Source organism: Nocardia sp. NPDC050412 (assembly GCF_044458825.1).
Lineage (GTDB): Bacteria > Actinomycetota > Actinomycetes > Mycobacteriales > Mycobacteriaceae > Nocardia.
Genome location: NZ_JBITIJ010000023.1, coordinates 92,434 through 115,087, shown reverse-complemented (window position 1 = coordinate 115,087; position 22,654 = coordinate 92,434). Strand labels below are relative to the sequence as shown.

At 67.3% G+C, this 22,654-nt stretch carries 3 protein-coding genes; all 3 read right to left on the bottom strand.

The genetic code is table 11. The features are described from left to right. A partial coding sequence (locus tag ACIBI6_RS38455) for a type I polyketide synthase (RefSeq protein ID WP_396959916.1) occupies nt 1-6,257 on the bottom strand: 6,257 nt, incomplete at its 3' end. 34 nt (nt 6,258-6,291) lie between these two features. After that, entirely contained in the window at nt 6,292-11,799 is a 5,508-nt protein-coding gene (locus ACIBI6_RS38450; protein WP_396959911.1) for a type I polyketide synthase, read from the bottom strand. Further along, complete coding sequence (locus ACIBI6_RS38445) at nt 11,796-22,613, bottom strand: type I polyketide synthase (protein WP_396959909.1); 10,818 nt, start codon at nt 22,611-22,613, stop codon at nt 11,796-11,798. Before ACIBI6_RS38445 ends, ACIBI6_RS38450 begins: the two co-directional genes overlap by 4 nt. Between the last annotated feature and the right edge of the window lie 41 nt (nt 22,614-22,654).

Sequence of the window (22,654 nt, the reverse complement as noted above, 5' to 3'; positions counted from 1 at the left end):
GCAGCAACCTCACCAACCGAATGCCCCGCCACAACATCGACACCAACACCCCAAGACTCGAGCAGACGGAACAACGCCACCTCGAACGCAAACAAACCCGCCTGCGCAAACACCGTCCGATCCACCAAATCCTCAGACACCAACGCCACACCCAGCGAAACCGACTGCCCCAGCAACGGATCCAACTCAGCAACAATCACATCGAAAACCTCGGCGAACACCGGATACGCACCATGGAGCTCAGCGGCCATACCCGCCCACTGCGCACCCTGACCCGAAAACACCAACCCCGTCGAACCCGACACCACACGACCAGACACCACACCCGGCATCGTTTCGCCACGACCCAACGCCTGGGCGCCAGCCCGCAGACCATCACCCTCAGCCGACAACACCACGGCCCGATGATCAAACAACACTCTCGAAGTCACGAGCGAGAAACCGACATCAATCGGATCCAAGTCATGGTCGCCGACATGCGATGCCAAACGCCCGGCCTGCTCAGCAAGAGCCTCACCACTACGCGCCGAAACCACCCAGGGCAAGACCGCACTCAGCGGAGCCGTCTCGACTACCGGCGCCGAGTTGGCCACCCGAGCCTCCTGCGCCACCGGCACCCCGGTCACCGGGGCCTGCTCCAGGATTACGTGAGCATTAGTGCCGCTGATCCCGAACGAGGACACACCAGCACGACGCGGCCGACCCACCTCCGGCCACGACTGCGGCTCGGTCAACAACCGAATATTGCCTCGAGTCCAATCGACTTTGGTACTCGGCTGGTCCACGTGCAGCGTTCGTGGCAGCACACCGTGGCGCATCGCCATCACCATCTTGATCACACCACCCACACCCGCCGCAGCCTGGGCATGACCGATATTGGACTTCAACGAACCCAACCACAACGGACGATCCGCATCCCGATCCTGCCCATACGTCGCCAGCAACGCCTGCGCCTCGATCGGATCACCCAACGTCGTTCCGGTGCCATGGGCCTCCACCGCGTCAACCTCGGCAGGCGACAATCCGGCATTGGCGAGGGCTTGGCGGATCACCCGCCGCTGCGAGGGACCATTCGGCGCGGTCAAACCATTCGACGCACCATCCTGATTCACGGCGGAACCGGCGACGACCGCCAGTACCTCGTGTCCATGCCGTCGAGCATCGGAAAGCCGTTCCAGCACCAGCACGCCGACACCCTCGGCCCAGCCAACGCCATCGGCGGCATCGGCGAAGGACCGGCACCGGCCATCCGGCGACAGCCCTCGCTGCCGACTGAATTCCACGAAGGTCTCCGGTGTGGCCATCACCGTCACACCACCGGCCAACGCCAGATCACACTCACCCGACCGCAGCGACTGCGCAGCCAAATGCATCGCCACCAACGACGACGAACACGCCGTATCGACCGTGACCGCCGGACCCTCGAAACCGAAAACGTACGAAACTCGTCCGGACGCAATGGATCCCGTATTCGCATTGGCCGGATAGTCGTGAAAGGACATGCCGGTGAAAACGCCGGTCGAACTGCCGCGCAGCGAACCCATATCGACGCCGGACCGCTCCAGCGCCTCCCAGGAGGTCTCCAGCAGCAACCGCTGCTGCGGATCCATCATGGTGGCCTCATTGGGACTGATACCGAAGAAGTCGGCATCGAAATCGGCTGCCGAATAAAGGAATCCACCAGTGCGCGCGTAGGTCTTACCCGCCGCACCCGGTTCCGGGTCGTAGAGACCCTCGATATCCCAGCCACGGTCGACCGGCAGCTCGCCATTCGTGTCGATGCCGTCCGCGACCAACTGCCACAGGTCTTCCGGCGCGGAAACACCACCCGGATACCGGCAACTCATCGCGACGATCGCGATCGGATCATCATCAGCGCGAACCCGGCTGGCCACGACCTCGTCGACAGCCGCCGTGCCCGCGAGCTGCGAACCGATGAACTCGGCGACAACCCGCGGGTTCGGGTAGTCGAAAATGAGCGTGGCCGGAAGCTTCAGGCCGGTCGCGGCATTGAGCTTCTTGCGGAACTCGACCGCGCCGAGGGAGTCGAACCCCAGCTCCTGGAAAGTCCGTTGTGGCTCAACAGCATCCGCGGCGGCGTGTCCGAGAACCTCGGCAGCCACCGATCGAACGAGGTCGAGCACTGCCTGCTCATCGAGCAGAGCCCGACCCACTGCCGGGGTTCCGGCGTCATCGCGCGCCGGGCTCGGCGCGATCGCACGGACCAGTGCCGGAACCTGCTCGCCCCCGGTTCGAAGTACGACCGGATCGACCCGCAATGCCACCACCTGAGCGGATTCGGTGGCGATCGCCGCGTCGAACAGCGCCAGACCCTCGGCCTCGGTCAGCGGCGGGAAACCCTGTCGACGAATCCGCTCGATATCGACCTCGGAGAGCATGGCTCCGAGGCCGCTGGTGGCCGCCCACAATCCGAAATCCACAGCGGTCGCGGGCAATCCCGCACCGCGGCGGTACGCGGCCAAGGCATCCAGGAAGACGTTCGCCGCGGCGTAATTCGCCTGACCGGCCGCTAGCACCAGACCACCGGCCGAGGACAGCAGGACGAACAGCGACAATGAGTGATCACGGGTGAGCGTGTGCAGATGCCATGCCGCATCGGCCTTCGGAGCGAAGACATAATCGACCCGCTCCGCGGTCATCGACTCGATCAGGCCGTTGTCGGCGGTGCCCGCCGCATGCACGACACCGATCAACGGATGCTCGTCCGAAATGCTGTCGATCAACGCCGCCAACGCATTGCGATCGGACACATCGCAAGCAACGATGCGTACCTGCGCACCGAGCTCTGACAGCTCATCGCGCAACCCCGCCGCGCCCGGAGCGTCCAAACCCCTACGCGAGGTCAAAACGAGCTGGCCCACACCGTGATTCACAACAAGATGCCGGGCGATCAACGCACCGAGACCACCGGTCCCACCGGTAATCAACACGGTGCCGGGCTCTTCCAGCCTGACAGCCTCGCCAACCGCATGGTGACTGAGCCGTGGTACCAGCCGGGTCGTGCCGCGTAGCGCAACCTCCGGTTCCGTCGCCAGCGCCGCAACCGAGACCAGATCCCGGTCCAAGACGTGGTGATCCAGGTCGAGGAGCTGGAACCGGTCCGGGTGCTCGGCCTGCGCGGCACGCACCAAACCCCACACCGGGGCCTGCCCCAAGTTCACGGGCTCGGAAACATCTACGGAAACAGCATTTCTCGTCACCACAACGAGGCGAGAGTCCGCGAAACGCACATCGCTCAACCACACTTGGACCGCGTCGAGGACACCGGTCACGACCTGTCGCGCCACCTCCGGCGGCGCACCATCGAACTCGGGGCACTCGAACAACACGACCTCGGGAACAACCGCATCCTCGGCCGCATCCAAGTCGGCAATCAGTACCGCGAGATCGCCCGACACTGCCACCCGGTTCGGGTCGACCACCGCCGACGAATGCGGACCAGCGACCCACTCCACACCGAACAATGACTCCGACACCGAGTCCGCGTCGCGGTTCGCGCTGTCGACACCGGCTCGGCGCGAAGGTTCGAGCCAATAGTGTTGGCGGTCGAAGGCATACGTCGGCAGTTCCACCACCGCCGCCTCGGCTCCCGCGAACACCGCGGCGTTCCAGCGCACCGGCACCGCCCGCACGAACAACCGCGCCAACGCGGTGAGTATCTCGGCGGGTTCGCCGCGCTCGGGGTGCAAGACCGCGACGGTGGTCGCGTCCTCCGGCAGGCATTCGGCCGCCATGGCCGACAGCACCCCGTCGGGGCCCACCTCCACGAAGGTGTTCACGCCCCGCGCCCAAGCCGCCGCCGCGGCGTCGGCGAACCGCACCGGGCGGCGCACCTGATCGACCCAGTACTGCGCCGAGCACCACAGCTGGGGATCCGCCACCGCACCGGTCACCGTCGAGATCACCGGAATCCGAGGCGGATCGAACCGCAGCCGCTCGACCACTTCGGTGAACCGCGCCAACATCGGTTCCATCAACGAGGAATGGAACGCATGGCTGACCCGTAGCCGCTTGACGCGCCGCCCGTCCGCTCGCAGCCGCTCGGCGAGGTCGTCCACCGCGTCCTCGCGACCGGAGACCACCACGGCCGCCGGGCCGTTGACCGCGGCCACATCCACCCCGTCGAGCCCGTCCAGCAGTGCGGTGATCTCCTCCTCGCTGGCCTGCACCGCGAGCATCGCTGCGCCGGTGGGCAATTCCTGCATCAACCGACCGCGCGCCGCGACCAGCGTGCAGGCATCCGCCAGGTTCAGCACGCCGGCGACATGCGCGGCGGCGATCTCACCGATCGAATGCCCGAAGACGACTTCCGGTGTGACACCGCATGATTCGAGCAGGCGATACAACGCCACCTCGATGGCGAACAGCGCAGGTTGGGTCAGCCGGGTCTGTTCCAGCTCCGTTCCGTCGCTGATCGCCTCCCGCAGCGAAAGTCCGAGCAGCGGGTCCAGCTGCGCGCATATCCGGTCGAACGCCTCGGCGTACACCGGGAACCGCCGGTACAGCTGCTGGCCCATGCCCGCCCGCTGCGATCCCTGCCCGGCGAACATCACACCCAGCCGCGCGGTCGACCCATCGCCGGACACGACACCGGGGCCGGGCGCTCCAGCCGCCACCGTGCTCAGTCGGCCCAGCAGTTCGGCACGGTCGTCGCCCACGACCACGGCCCGGTGGTCGAATACCGCGCGAGTCGATACCAGCGAATACGCCACCTCGGACGGCGACAGGGCGGGATCCGCGGCCACGAACTCGTGCAATCGCGCGGCCTGCGCCCGCAACGAGGCCTCCGACTTCGCCGACACCACCCACGGCACCACCACCGGGGCAGCGCGTCCGGCACTGTCGGAGGTCGCGCCATCCTCGAATTCGACCGGCTCGACGGCGGATACGTCTTCGAGGATGACGTGCGCGTTGGTGCCGCCGATACCGAAGGAGGACACCGCAGCACGGCGTGGCCGCTCCGGGTCCTGCGGCCAATCCCGTTGCCGGGTCAGCAGTTCGACCGCTCCGGCCGACCAGTCCACCCGTGGGGTGGGCTCGTCGACATGCAGGGTCGGGGGCATTACCCCGTGCCGCATGGCCATGATCATCTTGATCATGCCGCCCACGCCGGCCGCGGCCACCGAATGGCCGATATTGGACTTCAGCGAGCCCAGCCACAGCGGACGGCCCGGATCCCGGTCCTGTCCGTAGGTGGACAACAGCGCCTGCGCCTCGATCGGATCACCCAGTACCGTGCCGGTGCCGTGGGCCTCCACCACATCCACGTCACCGGTCGTCAGCCGCGCATTGGCCAGCGCCGTGCGGATCACCCGCTGCTGCGCGGGACCGTTCGGCACGGTCAACCCATTGGACGCGCCGTCCTGGTTGATCGCCGATCCCCGGATTACCGCCGACACCCGATGCCCGAGTCGCCGTGCGTCCGAAAGCCGCTCCAGCACCAGCATTCCCACGCCTTCGGACCAGCTCGTACCGTCCGCCGACGCCGCGAAGGACTTGCACCGTCCGTCGACCGCCAGGCCCCGCTGGCGCGAAAACTCCACGAACATACCGGGCGAGCCCATGACCGTCACGCCACCGGCCAACGCCATCGCGCACTCCCCCGAGCGCAACGACTGCACCGCCAGGTGGACCGCGACCAGCGACGACGAACACGCCGTGTCGACCGATACCGCCGGGCCTTCCAGACCCAGCGTGTAGGCGACGCGCCCCGAGAGCACGCTGCCCGTCGTGCCGGTCAGCAGGTAGCCGCGCAGATCCACCGGACCCTCGCGCAGCAGATCGGTGTACTCGCCATGCGACGCGCCGGCGAACACACCGGTGTCGGAGCCCCGCAACGTCGACGGGTCGATACCGGCTCGTTCGAGCGCCTCCCAGGATGTCTCCAGCAGGAGCCGCTGCTGCGGGTCCATCGCCAGCGCCTCACGCGGGCCTATCCCGAAGAAGCCCGCGTCGAATTCGGCCGCGTCGTAGAGGAATCCGCCCGATCGCGTGTACGACTTGCCCTTGGCTTCCGGGTCCGGGTCGTAGATGCCGTCGTCCCAGCCGCGGTCGGCCGGGAACTCACCAATGGCATCGATGCCTTCCGAAACCAAGTGCCACAAGCCCTCCGGGGACGCCACGCCACCCGGGAACCGGCACCCCATACCCACGACCGCGATCGGCTCGAACCTCTGATCTTCGACTTCCCGCAGGCGCTTGCGAGCCTGGCGCAGATCAACGGTGAGACGCTTCAGGTAATCCAGGTGCTTTTTATCGTCGGCCATCTGCTCAGGCATCCAGTTCTCTGTCCAGAATCGCGTAGAGCTCCATTTCGGAAGCGTCTTCGATATCGTCTTCGCGGAAAGCGCCGTCGGTGTCCAGTCGAGCGGTCCAGCTCGTCGTGATGGACTGCAAATGGGACACGATTCGAGCCTTTTCCGATTCGCCCCAATTTCCGCCGGCGAGAGCGGATTCCAATTCCTCGAATACCGCGTCGATCGAGCGGGTCTTGGTTTCCACTCGCTCTTCGGTGAGTTGTTCGAGGAGATGGTCGGCGAGTGCGGCCGGGGTCGGGTAGTCGAAAACCACCGCGGCCGATAAGGAAAGGCCGGTGGCGGCCTCGAGCCGATTGCGCAGCTCCACCGCGCTGAGCGAATCGAACCCCAGCTCTTGGAAGGCGCGATCGGGGCCGATCGCGGACCCCGCGTCGTGGCCGAGCACGGACGCGACGTGGGTGCGCACCGAATCGAGCACCACCTGAGGCCGCCGATCGGCGTCCAGAACCGCGAGCTGTTGCCGCAGACCAGATATCGCCGCCGGGACCGCAGGGCGGCGAGTCGTCGCCGGCGCCAGCTCCCGTAGCAGCGGTGGCAGCAGTCCGGCATGGGCTCGCGCGCGGATCGCGGCGGTATCCACCGCGGCGATCACCGCGTGCGCGGCGTCCCGTGCGAGCACCGCGTCCCAGGCCGACAATGCCGATTCATCCGAGATCGCCTGGAACCCGCCACGATTCATCCGCGCCATATCGGCCGCACCCAGATGCCCGGCCATACCGCTCGACCGGGCCCACGGCCCCCACGCCAGCGACTGACCTGTCAGCCCTCGCGCCCGCCGGTACGCGACCAGTCCGTCGAGAAACGTATTCGCGGCCGCGTAGTTGCCCTGACCCGGACCACCGACCGTGCCCGACACCGACGAAAACAACACGAACGCGGCCAAATCCAGATCCGCCGTCGCTTCGTGCAGATACCAGGCGGCGGCGACCTTCGGCGCGAGCACCGCCGCCACCCGCTGCGCGGTCAGCGAGGCGATAACGCCATCGTCGAGCACACCCGCCGCATGGATCACCGCCGTCAACGGCCACTGCGCGGGCACCTCGTCCAGCAATCCGGCCACCGCGTCGGCATCGGTGACATCGCAGGCCACTACCCGCACCTGCGCGCCGAGCTGCTCGAGTTCGGCGCTCAGCGCCGCCACACCTTCGGCGCGCGGGCCGCTGCGACTCACCAGCAACAACGACCGCACCCCATGCTCGACCACCACATGCCGAGCCACGACCGCACCCAAACCGCCTGTGGCGCCGGTGATCAGCACCGTCCCGGTACCGAACGCGGCTGCAGCACCGCGCTCCGGGGACGCGGTCGCGGGCCGGGTGAGTCGAGCGGTGTGGAAGACACCGGCGCGCACGACCACCTGGGGTTCGCCCACCGCCGCGATGGCGGCCGCGAGTCGCTCGTCGACGCGAATGTCCGCGTCCACCAGGATCATCCGACCCGAACCCTCCGCCTGCGCGGCACGCACCAGACCCCATACCGCGGCACCGGCGAGATCAGTGAGGTGTTCACCGGGCAGCGCCACCGCGCCGCGCGTGGCGATCAGCAATGTGTTCGTCGCGAACCTATCCCGCGCCAGCCACTCCTGCACCAGCTCGAGAATCCGTGTGACCTCGGTATCCGTACCGGCCACCACATCAGTGCCCGTCGTGCCGTTCCACCCGGACCCCGCCTCGACCACCACCACGGGCAGTGCCGGTGATTCCGGATCCGACTCCGGTGCGGTCGGCGACCACACCACCTCGAGCACCGGATCGGTCCCGCGGCTCGCACCCGCGGCGGCGAGCTGTTCCAGTGGCATCGGCCGCATCGTGACCGACCCGGACAACACCGGCAGGCCCAGTTCGTCGGTCACCCTTACCGATACCGACGAACCGGCCGCCGTCACATGCGCGCGCAATACCGATGCCTCGGTCGCGTACAGCGACACCGACTCCCATGAGAACGGCAACATCACCTGCCCCGCGCCGATCTCGAGCACATCGGCCAGCAGTCCCGCCTGGAGCGTCGCGTCCAGCAGTGCCGGATGGATGCCGAATCCCTCGGCCCGCACCCCGGTGTCGGCATCGACGGCGATCTCGGCGAAAACCTCGTCGCCACGCCGCCACAATCCCCGCACACCCTGAAAGGCAGGTCCCAGTCCGTAATCCCGCGTCAAGAACTTCGAGTACGCGACATCGACACCGGTGGCTGCGGCGGGCGGCCACGCCACGGGTTCGGGTGCGATGGTGTCGATTCCGGTGGTCAGCACGCCGTGCGCGTGCAGTTCCCACGGCCCGTCAGGGTCGTGCTCGCCACGGGAGTACACCGATATCGGCCGCCGCGGCGACTCGACGTCGGGTGCGCCGACGACGACCTGGATCCGCACGCCGCCGGACGCGGACAGCACCAGCGGCGCTCGCAGTGTCAATTCCTCGATCGCCGGGCACCCGGCTTCGGCCCCGGCACGCAGCGCCAACTCCACGAACCCCGTCCCCGGCAGCAATATGACCCCGCCGATGACGTGGTCGGCCAACCACGGCTGCGACAGCGGTGACAGGTGCCCGGTCAGGACGACGCCACCATCGACCATCGGCACGACCGCATCCAGCAGGGGGTGTTCCACCACAGCCAATCCCGCGGATTCGATTCCGGCGGTGCCATGCGAGGGCTGGAGCCAGTAGCGACGGCGCTGGAAAGCATAGGTGGGCAAGGACACTCGCGAGACCGGGCGGGCGGTGAAGAACGCGCTCCAGTCGACGTCGACCCCGACCGTGTGCGCGTGCGTCAGGCAGTTCACGAACTGCTCGATCTCCGCGCGGCCGCGGCGTGCGGACGCGATTACGGAAACCTGCGATTCGATTTCTTCCGGCAGGCACTGGCGGGTCATTGCGGTCAGTGCCGCGTCCGGACCGACTTCCAGGAAGCGGCGCACGCCCGAGGCCACCAGAGTGTCTATGCCCCTGGCGAATTGAACCGCCTCCCGCACCTGCTGGACCCAGTAGGAGGGTTCGAGCACTTCATCTCCGGTGATCCGGCCGGACAGGTTCGAGACCAGGGGAATCTGCGGGCGGTGGTAAGTCACATTCCTTGCGACAGACTCGAATTCGGCCAGCATCGGCTCCATCCGATGGGAATGGAACGCATGCGACACCCGCAGCCACGAGGTCCTGCGCCCGCGGTCGGCAAACCGCTGATCGAGCGCATCGACCGCTTCCTCATCACCGGAAACCACCACGGCTGCCGGCGAATTCACCGCGGCAATGGATACTCGATCGTCGACCAGCACCTCGGATACCTCGTGCTCGCTCGCCGCGACAGCCAGCATCGCGCCGCCTTCGGGCAGCTGCCCCATGAGGCGACCACGCGCCGCGACCAAACGGCACGCATCCGCTAGCGACCACACTCCGGCGATGTACGCGGCGGCCAGCTCACCGATCGAATGTCCGACCAGGACATCGGGTGTCACACCGAACGAGTCCAGGAGTCGGTACAGCGCGACTTCGTACGCGAAAAGCGCGGGCTGGGTGAACTCCGTCCGATCCAGCACACCGGCATCAGCACTGTCGGGGCTGCCACCGGCGGGCCGACCGGTGAACATCAACAGCTTCAACGACCCGCCGAGCAGTGGATCGAACTGCTCGCACACCTCGTCCAACGCGGCAGCGAACACCGGGAACGCCTCGTACAGTTCACGTCCCATCCCGACCCGCTGTGCGCCCTGCCCGGTGCACAAGAAGGCTGTCTTGCGTGTCACCGCCCTCCCGGTGGTGACGCCGCTGGCGGTGCACGCCGATCCGTGTTCCGCGAGCGCTGCCAGTCCGGCGAGTATTGTGTCCCGTTCGCCGCCCACTACCGAGCCGCGCCATTCCAACCGGGCACGGGTCGTCAACAGTGAATAGCCGATGTCGTCGACCGTCAGGTCGGGGTGTTCGGTCGCCCAGTCCAGCAGTTTGGCTGCCTGCGCACGCAGGCCCTCTTCGGTTTTCGCCGATACGAACCATGGGCAGACACCGGAAGCCACTGTCTTCGCACCACGATCGGTGGCATCGTCCGCCGGTTCGACCGAGACCTGCTCCGGCGCGGGGGCCTCTTCCAGAATCACGTGGGCGTTGGTACCGCTGGCTCCGAAGGAGGACACACCGGCGCGACGCACCCGCTCGCCCGCGGGCCACGGTTCTGCCTCGGTGAGCAGCCGCACCGCTCCCGCCGACCAGTCGACGTGTGGGGTCGGGGCATCGACATGCAGCGTCGCGGGCAACGTTTCGTGTCGCAGCGCCTGCACCATCTTGATCACACCGCCGATACCGGCGGCGGCGGAGGTGTGCCCGATATTCGACTTGAGCGAGCCGATCCGCAACGGATCTCCAGCGCGATCGCGACCGTAGGCGGCGATCAGCGCCTGCGCCTCGATCGGGTCACCGAGGCTGGTGCCGGTGCCGTGCGCTTCGACCGCGTCGATGTCGGCGGGCGTCAGACCGGCAGCGGCGAGGGCCTGCGCGATCACCTTTTCCTGCGAAGGACCGTTCGGTGCGGTCAGCCGGTTGCTGGCCCCGTCCTGGTTGACCGCGCTGCCGCGGATGACCGCGAGGACCTGATGGCCCTTACTGCGCGCGTCCGACAACCGCTCGACCGCGATCATGCCGAGGCCCTCGGAGAATCCGGTCCCGTTCGCCGCCGCCGCGAAGGCTTTACACCGTGCGTCCGGGGACAGCGCACGCTGCCGACCGAAAGCGATCAGCAGACTGGCGTCGGACATCACCGTGACGCCACCGACCAGGGCGAGCGAGGTCTCCCCCTGACGCAGTGCCTGACAGGCGAGGTGCAGTGCGACCAACGACGAGGAGCACGCGGTGTCCACCGAGAGCGTCGGACCTTTGAAACCGAAGGTGAAGGCGACGCGCCCGGATAGGACGCTGGCCGAAACACCCGCGTAGGCATGGCCTTCCGCCTCGGCTGTCAGACCCGGCGAACCCACGCGCGGGCCGTAGTCCTGGTGGATCACGCCCGCGAACACACCGGTGTCACCTCCGCGCAGCGACGTCGGATCGATACCGGCATCCTCCAATGCCTCCCATGCCGCTTCCAGAAAAAGGCGCTGCTGCGGATCCATCGCCGCGGCCTCGCGCGGAGCTATTCCGAAGAATCCCGGATCGAAATCGCCTGCCGAGTCCAGGAATCCGCCTTCCCGGGTGTAGATGGTCCCCGGCCGATCGGGATCGGTGTCGAACAGACGCTCGAGGTCCCAGCCGCGGCCGGCCGGAAAAGGACCGATGGCGTCGGTGCTGGAGGCCACCAACTCCCACAGCTGCGCCGGAGTCTCGACGCCGCCCGGGTACCGACAGCTCATGCCCACGATCGCGATCGGTTCGCTGGCACGGTCTTCCAGGTGCTGGATGTGCTTCTTGGCGGTTCGGAGGTCTCCGGTGAGCTTGCGCAGATACCGGCTGAGACGTTCCTCGTTGCTGGTGCCGGGGTTGCTCATGCTGGACCAAACTCCTCGTCGATCAGGTCGAAAAGCTCACTATCGGAATGCAATTCGAGGTCGTCGTAGTCGCCTTCCGGCGACTTGCCGGTCAGATAGTCGCGCAGGCGCTCGTTGACGCCCCGCAATCCGGCGACGGTCTCGTCGTCGCTGCCGCCCGCGATAATCCGCTCGAGCATCGCCTCGAGGCGCGCGATGTCGTCGGGCACCGTCGATGTCGGTTGCGCGGGTGCCGTCACCACGGTCTGCGCCAGCAAGTAGTCGGCGATATCTCCCGCGGTGGGGTAGTCGAACACCAGGGTCGAGGGCAGCGAGAGCCCCGTAGCCTTGGAAAGCCGGTTGCGGAACTCGACCCCGCCGAGGGAATCGAAGCCGAGTTCGTCGAAGCCGCGATCGGGTCCGATGTCGTCGACCGACCCGTAACCCAGCACCGTCGCCACGTGTTCGCGCACCAGGTCCAGGACGACCCCGCGTCGCTTCGCCTCCGCCACACCGTGCAGACGCTCCCCGAGCGACGGTCCATCACTCGATGTCGTGGCCGCCCGGCCGCGTGCGCGAACGAACCCGCGCAGCGCCGCCGGGACCGCACCGGTATGCGCTTCCAAGCGCAGTTTGTCGGTATCCAGGTGCATCAGCGCCGACACCGGTTCCGCCGTGGTCAGCGATTCGTCGAACAACCGCAGGCCGTCGGTGCGGTTCAGCGGGGCAAGCCCGAATCGCTCCAATCGGCCCATGGCGGTGTGATCCAGAGCGCCGGTCATGCCGATGTCCTGCTGCCACGGACCCCAGGCGAGTGCGAGGGCCGGTAGTCCTTCGGCGCGGCGTCGCACCGCGAGGGCGTCCAGGAAGCTGTTCGCGGCAGCGTAATTCGCTTGACCGGCCGAACCGATCATTCCGGCGATCGAGGAGAACATCACGAACGCCGACAGATTCATGTCCCGGGTGAGCTCGTGCAGATGCCACGCCGCATCGGCCTTGGGAGCGAACACCCGATCGACCTGATCATCGGAGAGGGTGTGGAACGTGGCGTCGTCGAGCACGCCCGCGGTGTGTACGACACCGGTGAGCGGGAATTGCGCGGGCAGGCCCGACAGCAGATCTCGAAGCGCGTCGCGGTCGGTGACATCGCAGGCGGCGATCCGCACCTGGGCACCGAGTCCGGACAGCTCCGCCGCGAGTTCCGTTGCGCCGTCGGCACGCTCGCCACGGCGAGATACCAGCAGTAGCCGTCGCACGCCGTGCGCGGTGACCAGGTGCCTGGACAGCAGCGCACCCAATCCTCCGGTTCCACCGGTGATCAGCACGGTCCCGGTCCCGAACGAAACCGGCTCGGCCGCAGCGGATGTCACCGCCTCCAGCCGTGGTGCCAGGACCAGGTCGCCCCGCAGGGCCAGCTGCGGTTCTCCGGTCGTGATCGCGGCTCGGATGAAGTCGGTCGAAATATGCCGCGCACCAACGGATTCGTCCGCGTCGAGCAGTACGATCCGCTCCGGATATTCGGTTTGCGCGCTACGTATCAGCCCCGATACCGCAGCCGATGCGGTATCGGGCGTCTCATCGGGCAACGCCGCCGCCCGTCCGGTCACCACAACCAGCTGCGACCGTGCGAATCGCTCGTCGGCCAGCCAGCCGTTCACCATGCGCAGGGCAACCTTCACTCGATCACTCACGGACGAGCGCGAATCACCGTGCGGTGCAGTGAATTCGGACCAGACAACGACATCCGGGACGGTCGGAGCCGCAGCGAGCGCCGCCAGATCCAGGTACCGCTCAGCGATGCCGGGCACCTGCGTGGTTCCGAGCACGGCTGTGCTGCCGCGCCGGATGATTCCGTCAGGCGTCTCGACCGCTGCCCAGCGCAACGCATACCGGGCCGCACGTCCACCCGACAGCGTGGCCCGGAACTGCTGGACGTCGTAGGAGCGCATGACCACTTCATCGACGGAAACCACCGGGTTTCCGTCCTGGTCGACCGCCACGACGGTGATCGCCTCACCGCTGCGCTGGATAGCCATCACCCGCAATGTCGTGACCTTGGACGTGGTGTGGAATTGCGTCGCGCCCCAGCGGAACAAGAGTTTGCCCTCGGCGGGATTGCCCTTGTCGTCAGACCAGATCAAACCGACGAGTCCGGCATGCAGTGCCATATCGAACAGCGCCGGATGCAGCTGGAACCGTTCGGCCGAGACTTCCTCATTCAGCGTGACCTGGGAGAACATCGTGTCGCCACTGCGCCATGCGGCGTCGATGCCGATGAACGAGGCACCGTATTCCAGTCCGGCGACACGCGCCACCTGGGCCGGAATCCAGTCGGCGTCCACCGGTTCGGCATCGATCGGCGGCCACGGCCCGTTGCGCAGCATGTCCACGAGTCCGATGTCGAGCAGCTGTTGACCGCTCATCACGCCGCTGGCATTGCGCGTCCACTCACCGTCGGCGGTGTCGGTCAGGCGGTAGTGGAATGTGAACGATCGACGTCCCGTGGGATCCGGTTCCCGCACCAGTACCTGGAGTTCGACATCGCCGTCTGGCGGCGGGAGGATCGGCGACTCGAGGGTGAGCTCTTCGACGGCGTCGCAACCGATTCGCCTGCCCGCGACCAACAGCATCTCCATGAGCGCGGCGCTCGGGACGAGCACCACACCGTAGGTGGTGTGGTCGGCGATCCATGGATGGGTGCGCAGCGAGAGCCGTCCCGAAAACAGCCACTCGTCACGGTCGGCCACCCGAACCACATCGGTGAGCAGCGAATGTTCCGACGCATTCCTGGCCTCCCCGCGGCCGGGTTCGAGCCAGTACCGCCGATGTTCGAAGGCATAGGTGGGCAAGGCGATTCGGGATACCTGGAGGGTGCTGAACAACCCGTCCCAGTCGACGGCAACCCCTGCGGTATGCGCCTGGCCGAGCATCGTGAGGAACTGCTCTACCTCGTCGTGATCCCGGCGGGTCGCCGCGGCCACCACAGATCGAGCCTCGACGTCCTCGGCAAGCGTCTGCCGCGTCATCGCCGCGAGCACCGCGTCGGGTCCGACTTCGAGGAAACGGCGCACGCCCGAGGCCACCAGCGTCTCGACGCCGGGCGCGAAACGCACCGCGGCGCGCACCTGCGCCGCCCAGTACTTCGGATCCAGGATCTCGTCGTCGGCGATCCGGCCAGAAATGTTGGACACCAATGGAATCCGGGGGGCGTTGCAGGTCACTGCCGCAACGAGGGTCTCGAACTCGGCCAGCATCGGCTCCATCCGATGGGAATGGAACGCATGCGACACCCGCAACCGGCTCGTCTTGCGACCCCGTTCGGCGAACTGCCGATCGATCTGGTCGACGGCGTCATCGTCACCCGAGATCGCCACGGCCGCAGGCGCATTCACCGCCGCCACCGACACCCGATCACCGAATCCGGCGATCACCGCGCGAACGTCGGCCTCGGACGCGGCGACCGCGAGCATCGCGCCGCCTGCCGGCAGCGCATCCATCAGCCGCCCTCGCGCCGCGACCAGCGCGCATGCGTCCTCCAGTGACCACACACCGGCCACATACGCCGCGGCCAGTTCACCGATCGAGTGCCCGATCACCACATCCGGAACAACTCCGAACGACTCCAACAGCCGATACAGCGCCACCTCGAACGCGAACAGTGCGGGCTGGGTCAATCGTGTGCGATCCAGCATCCCGGTTTCGGCGGCGACCCCATGATCGTCGATCAGGTGACCGGTGAACATCGCCTGCTTCAGGGAACATCCGAGTCGCGGATCGAACTGGGCGCACACCTCGTCCAGTGCCGCGGCGAATACCGGGAAGGCCTCGGCGAGACCCGCGCCCATACCGATCCGCTGCGCGCCCTGACCGGTGAACAGGAAGGCGGTCTTCCCGGAGCCCACCGTGCCGGACACCACTCCGGCCGAGAAGGTTCCGGCGATCAGACGCGCCAGCCGCGCCAGCAGTTCGTCGCGATCACCGCCCAGGACCGCCGCCCGCGACTCGTGCTGCGCCCGTGTCGTCACGAGCGAATACGCCACATCCGCCGGATCGGCGTCCGGGTTATCGATGAGCCACTGTCGGAGTCTCGCCGCCTGTCCTCGCAGCGCGGTCTCATTCTTGGCCGACACCAGCCACGGCACCATCGTGCGTGGACGGTCGGCGGCCGGTGGCGAGCCGACCGACTGTGGGACCGGCGCTTCCTCGAGGATCGCGTGCGCGTTGGTGCCGCTGACACCGAACGACGACACGCCCGCTCGCCGGACTCGTCCACCGGCAGGCCACGGCTGGGCCTCGGTCAACAGCTGGACATCGCCCGCGGACCAGTCCACGTGTGGGCTCGGCTCGTCCGCATGCAGTGTCTTCGGCAGGGTTTCGTGTCGCAGCGCCTGCACCATCTTGATCACGCCACCGACACCTGCCGCGGCGACGGTATGGCCGATATTCGACTTGATCGATCCGATCCGCAGCGGTTGTCCCGCACGGTCCTGCCCATACGCAGCGATCAGCGCCTGGGCTTCGATCGGATCACCCAACGTCGTGCCGGTGCCGTGCGCCTCCACCGCGTCGATGTCCGCTGGCTCGAGCCCGGCATTCGCCAGCGCCGCCGCGATCACCCGCTCCTGTGACGGACCATTCGGCGCGGTCAAACCATTGCTCGCGCCGTCCTGGTTCACCGCCGTTCCACGCACGAGGGCGAGGACGTTGTGCCCCAGGCGCTTTGCGTCGGAGAGCCGCTCCAGCACCAGCACACCGACTCCCTCGGAGAAGGCGACGCCGTCGGCATCGGCCGAGAAGGCCTTGCAACGGCCATCGGGCGAGAGACCGCGCTGCCGAGCGAAATCGACGTAGAGGTAAGGACTGGCCGCGACCGTCACACCGCTCGCCAGCGCCAGCGAGCTCTCCCCTTGACGCAGCGCTTGGCAGGCCAGATGCAGCGAGACCAGCGACGACGAGCATGCGGTGTCCACGGTGACCGCCGGGCCTTCGAGACCGAGGACGTAGGCCACCCGTCCGGACATCACGCTGCTCGTGGTGCCGGTGAGCCGGTAGCCCTCCAGGTCACCGGCCACCCGATCGACGTAGCCCGAGTAGCCCGCGCCGACATACACGCCGGTGTCGCTGCCCCGCAACGACACCGGATCGATGCCCGCGTCTTCCAGAGCTTCCCAGGACACCTCCAGCAGCAGACGTTGCTGCGGGTCCATCGCGGAGGCTTCCTTGGGACCGATCCCAAAGAATCCTGCGTCGAAATCGCCTGCGCTGTAAAGGAATCCGCCGCGCCGGGTGTAAACAGTACCGGGCTTGTCCGGATTCGAATCGAACAGCCGCTCCAGATCCCAGCCCCGATCCGACGGGAAATCGCCGGTCGCGTCGGTTCCGGAGGCAACGAGATCCCATAGCTGCTTCGGTGATTCGACGCCGCCGGGGAACTGGCAGGCCATGCCGACGATCGCGATCGGCTCGTCCGCCCGGACCCGGCGGACAACATTCTTGACGGGTTCGCCCACTGTCGGCTCGACGCGGGACTGCACCAGCTTCGCCACCGCCGCCGGCGTCGGATAATCGAACACCAGCGTCGACGGCAACTGCAGGCCGGTGGCCTTGCCGAGCCGGTTCCGGAATTCCACGCCACCCAGCGAATCGAAACCGATCTCGTCGAAGCGCTGGTCGGGTCGGATGTCGGCGGCCGAATCATGCCCAAGCACTGCCGCCGCCGCTGTGAGCACGACCTCCAACACCACCTCGCCACGCCGCGCTTGTGGCACACCCGCCAACCGGGCGGCCAGCGAGCCTGCCGCCGCGGCGACCGCCGCCTGTTGCGTCAGGCGCGTCGAACGCCGCACGAATCCACGCAGCACCGCCGGAACCGCGTCGACATCGGACTCGCGACGCAAGACACTCGCGTCGAAGCGGATCGGAGCCGGACGCGCATCCGAGTGAGCGAGCGCTTCGTCGAAAAGGCGCGTCCCTTCCGCACTTTCGAGCGGGCTCAGTCCCAGGCGATCCCACCGCGCCAGGGCGGCGCGGTCCAAGCCACCGGTCATACCGCTGCCCTGGTTCCACGGCCCCCACGCCAGCGACGTAGCGGCCAACCCCGCAGCCCGCCGCCGCTGCGCCAGCGCGTCCAGGAAACCGTTCGCCGCGGCGTAGTTGCCCTGCCCCGATGACCCGAGCACCGTCGCGATCGACGAGAACACCACGAACGCGGACAGATTCAAACCACGAGTCAGCTCGTCCAGATGCCATGCGCCGTCGACCTTCGGTGCCAGCACCCGGTCCACCTGATCAGCGGTCAGCGACTCGACGGTGCCGTCGTCCAGAATTCCCGCGGTGTGCACGACAGCGGTCAGTCCGGCAATCGAATCCAGCAGGTTCCGCACCGCGTCGCGATCGGCGACATCGCACGCGACGACCCGAACCTCGGCGCCCGCCCGCGTCAATTCGGCGGCCAGCTCGGCGGCACCGGGCGCGTCGGATCCTCGACGTGACGTCAATACCAGACCGCGCACACCGTGCTCAGCAACGAGATGACGGGCGAACAACGCACCGAGTCCACCCGTACCGCCGGTGATCAGCACCGTCCCATCCCCGAACGACGACCGCGCCCCCGGGTCCACGGAAGCGGACGCGCGCACCATCCGAGGAACCAGAATCTCTTCACCTCGGACCGCGGTCTGCGGCTCGCCCGACCGCAGTACCGCGCCGATGCGGTCCGCATCGAGCGGCCGCGCCGGATCCTCGTCGACGAGGACGAACCGTCCGGGATGCTCGGACTGCGCACTGCGCACCAATCCCCAGACCGCCGCCGCGGCCGGATCCGGAGCCTCCTCGGGCAACCCGACGGCACCTGTCGTCACAACGACCAGCCGGACATCGGACAGACGTTCCTCGGCGAGCAAGGACCGCACCGTCGCCAACGCGCCGTGCACGCTTGCCCGCACCGATCCCGGACCTTCCCTGAAAGGCGCGCTCGCCCGCCACACCACAACACCGGGAATATCCTCGGCCGCAACGACATCGGCGACCGACACGTATTTCGGGCCTATCCCCGCCACCGTCGTGTCCCCGAGCACCGCCATGGCCGGTGCGGATCGGTCGACTGCCGCGACCGATTCCGCGGTGGGCTCCCAGCGCACCTGGTACAGGCCCGCCTCGTCACCGACGAGACTGCTCCGGAATTCCTGCACGTCATAGGGACGCATCACCACCGCGTCGACCGACACGATCGCAGTACCGTCCGGATCGACCGCCGCGACCGACACGGTCTCGGGTCCGGTCGCGACCGCGATGACCCGAAGCGAGGTCACCTCATCCGTTGTCGACTCGTGGAAACGTGCACCGCCCCACCGGAAAAGCAGCCTGCCGGTATCGGGATCGGAATCCCCATCGCGCCACAGCAACCCGGCGAACCCCGCGTGCATGACCATATCCAGCAGGGCGGGATGCAGGTCGTGCCGTCCCGGCTCCGGCGCCGCATCGGTGTCCAGCACGATCTCGGAGAAGACCGTGTCGTCGCGTCGCCACGCGGCGCGCACGCCGACGAACGCCGGACCGTACTCGAGCCCGGCGAGCTTCGCGATCCGCTCCGGCAGCCCCGCACTGTCCACAGCCTCGGCGTCGACCGGCGGCCACTGCTCCTCCCGTAGCCGCGACACCAGCGCCGAATCACCATCCCACCGAGCACCGAGCACACCGGTGGCGTTGTGGATCCATTCGGCATCGGAAGACTTGCGGAAATAGAACTCGAACGGACGCCGCCCGGAGTCGTCCGCCGCCTGCACCAGCACCTGCAACTCGACCTCGTCACCCGCCGTCGGCAGAATCGGCGCCTGCAAGGTGAGCTCCTCGACCACCCCGCAACCGATCCGGCGACCCGCGACGAGGAGGAACTCGATGAACGTCGCGCTCGGCACGACCACCACGCCGTAGGTCATGTGATCGGCGATCCACGGGTGAGTACGCAGCGAGAACCGGCCGGTCAACAACCATTCGTCGGTACCGGCCAACCCGACCACACCGGTCAGGATCGGATGATCCGTCGACGACGGCGATGCGTCGAGGGCGCCCGACAACCAGAAACGGCGACGCTGGAAGGCATAGGTGGGCAACGGAATCCGATGCGCCACACGCCCGGCGAACAACGCACGCCAGTCCACTCGCGCACCCGCGACATGAACCTGCGCCATGGCAGTGACGAACTGCTCAACCTCATCGACCGACCGCCGAGCAGCCGCCGCCACCGACGACACCGACTCGACCTCCGGGTGCTCGGCCAGACAGCCACGCGTCATTGCCGCCAGCACCGCATCCGGTCCGATCTCCACGAACCGCCGCACACCTGCCTCGACCAGGACATCGATCCCCGGCGCGAACCGGACACACCCCCGCACCTGCTCGACCCAGTACTCAGGATCGGTCAGCTCCGCAGCGACCACGACCGCCGAAACATTCGAAACGATCGGCAGCGACGGCTCGCGATACGTCAATCCTGCGGCGACCGAACGGAACTCGGCCAACATCGGTTCCATCCGCGCCGAGTGGAACGCATGACTCACCCGCAACCGATTCGTCTTCACACCCTCGGCGGACAGCAGCCGCTCGATCTCACCGATGGCATCGACGTCCCCGGACAACACCGTCGACGACGGACCGTTGACCGCCGCGATCGACACCCGGTCGGCGAAATAGGCGACGATATCGACAGCTCGTCCCTCGCCGATCGCCACCGCGAGCATCGCGCCGCCCACCGGCAGGGCACCCATCAACCGGCCGCGCGCCGCCACCAGCGTGCAGGCGTCCGAAATCGACCACACCCCTGCCACATACGCCGCCGCCAACTCACCGATCGAATGCCCGATCAGCGCATCCGGTGTGACACCGAATGATTCGATCAGCCGGAACAACGCCACCTCGAACGCGAACAACGCTGGTTGGGTGCATTCGGTCCGATCCAACACCCCCTCGGCGTCGGCGAACATCAGCTCTTTCAGCGAACGACCCAACAGCGGATCGAACTGCGCACAGACGTCGTCCAACGCCTCCGCGAACACCGGGAACGCCTGATACAGGCCCGCGCCCATACCAACCCGCTGCGCACCCTGCCCCGTGAACAGGAACGCCGTCCTATCGGAACCGGCATCCCCTTCGATCGTGCCGTGCGCACCCGCGGCCAGATCGGCCAGACCGGCGAGCAGTTCGTCCCGGTCACGTCCCACGACCGCACCGCGACGGTCCAGCTGTGCCCGCGAGGTCGCCAGGGAATACGCCATATCCCGCATATCGACGTCGGGATCGTCGATCAACCGCTGCCGCAGTCGATCCGCCTGGGCACGGAGGGCTTCGTCGGACTTGGCTGATATCAACAGCGGAACGACCTCGGCCACAACGGATTTCGTGGCCGGTTCGGGCTCGGATTCGGCCGCCGACGCCACGGTAACCGAAGGCGCGGGCGCTTCCTCGAGGATGAGGTGGGCATTGGTGCCGCTGGCTCCGAACGACGAGACCCCGGCTCGCCGGATCCGATCCCCCACCGGCCACGGCTCATTGTCCCGCAGCAGCCGCACCGTGCCCGCGGACCAATCCACATGCGGTGTCGGCGCATCCACGTGCAACGTCTTCGGCAGCACGCCGTGCCGCATGGCCTGAACCATTTTGATCACGCCGCCCACCCCCGCGGCAGCCGAGGTGTGACCGATATTCGACTTCAACGACCCCAAACGCAACGGCGCGCTCTCGCGCCGCGTGCCATACGCGCTGATCAGTGCCCGAGCCTCGATCGGATCCCCGAGCATCGTGCCGGTGCCGTGCGCCTCTACCGCGTCGATATCCGACGGGGTCAGGCCGGAATTCGCCAAGGCGGACGCGATCACTTGTTCCTGCGACGGACCGTTCGGCGCGGTCAGGCCGTTGCTCGCACCATCCTGATTGACAGCACTCCCACGCACCACCGCAAGCACGGTGTGACCGAGCCGCTGGGCGTCCGAAAGACGCTCCAGCACAACTACTCCGAGCCCCTCTGAGAATCCGGTTCCATCAGCAGCCGCCGCGAAGGCCTTACAGCGCGCATCGGGCGACAACGCACGCTGACGCGCGAATGCGATCAGCAAGGCTGGATCCGACATGACGGTCACCCCACCCGCCAACGCCAGCGACGTATCGCCCTGCCGCAGGGCCTGGCACGCCAGATGCAATGCCACCAGCGACGACGAGCAGGCGGTGTCGACCGATATCGCCGGACCTTTGAGCCCGAACGTATACGCGATCCGCCCGGACAGCACAGCGTTCGAAACACCCAGGTAGGCATGGCCTTCGGTCTCAGCGGTGATATTCGGCGAGCCGATGCGGGGACCGTAGTTCTGATGGATGACTCCGGCGAAGACGCCGGTGTCGCTGCCGCGCAACGACACCGGATCGATTCCCGCATCCTCCAACGCTTCCCAGGACACCTCCAACATCAGGCGCTGCTGCGGATCCATCGCCGCGGCCTCACGCGGGCCGATCCCGAAGAAGGCCGCGTCGAACTCGCCGATGGCGTCGAGGAACCCACCGTCACGGGTGTAAATGCCGTTCGGCACATCGGGATCCGGGTTGAACAGCCGTTCCAGGTCCCAGCCTCGATCGGCCGGGTAGTCCCCGATGGCGTCCACACCGTCCGCCGTCATCCGCCACAGGTCTTCAGCGGAGCGCACGCCACCGGGATACCGGCAAGCCATACCGACGATCGCGATCGGTTCCCGCGACCGGTCGGTGAGCGCGCGCAGTTGCTGTTTGGTCTGGTAGAGCTCCTTCGCGGTCTTCTTCAGATACTGGCGTAGCTCGTCGTTGTCGGCCATCGGTGGAACTCCAGATCGTATTTGCTCAGCTGAGGTGGTCG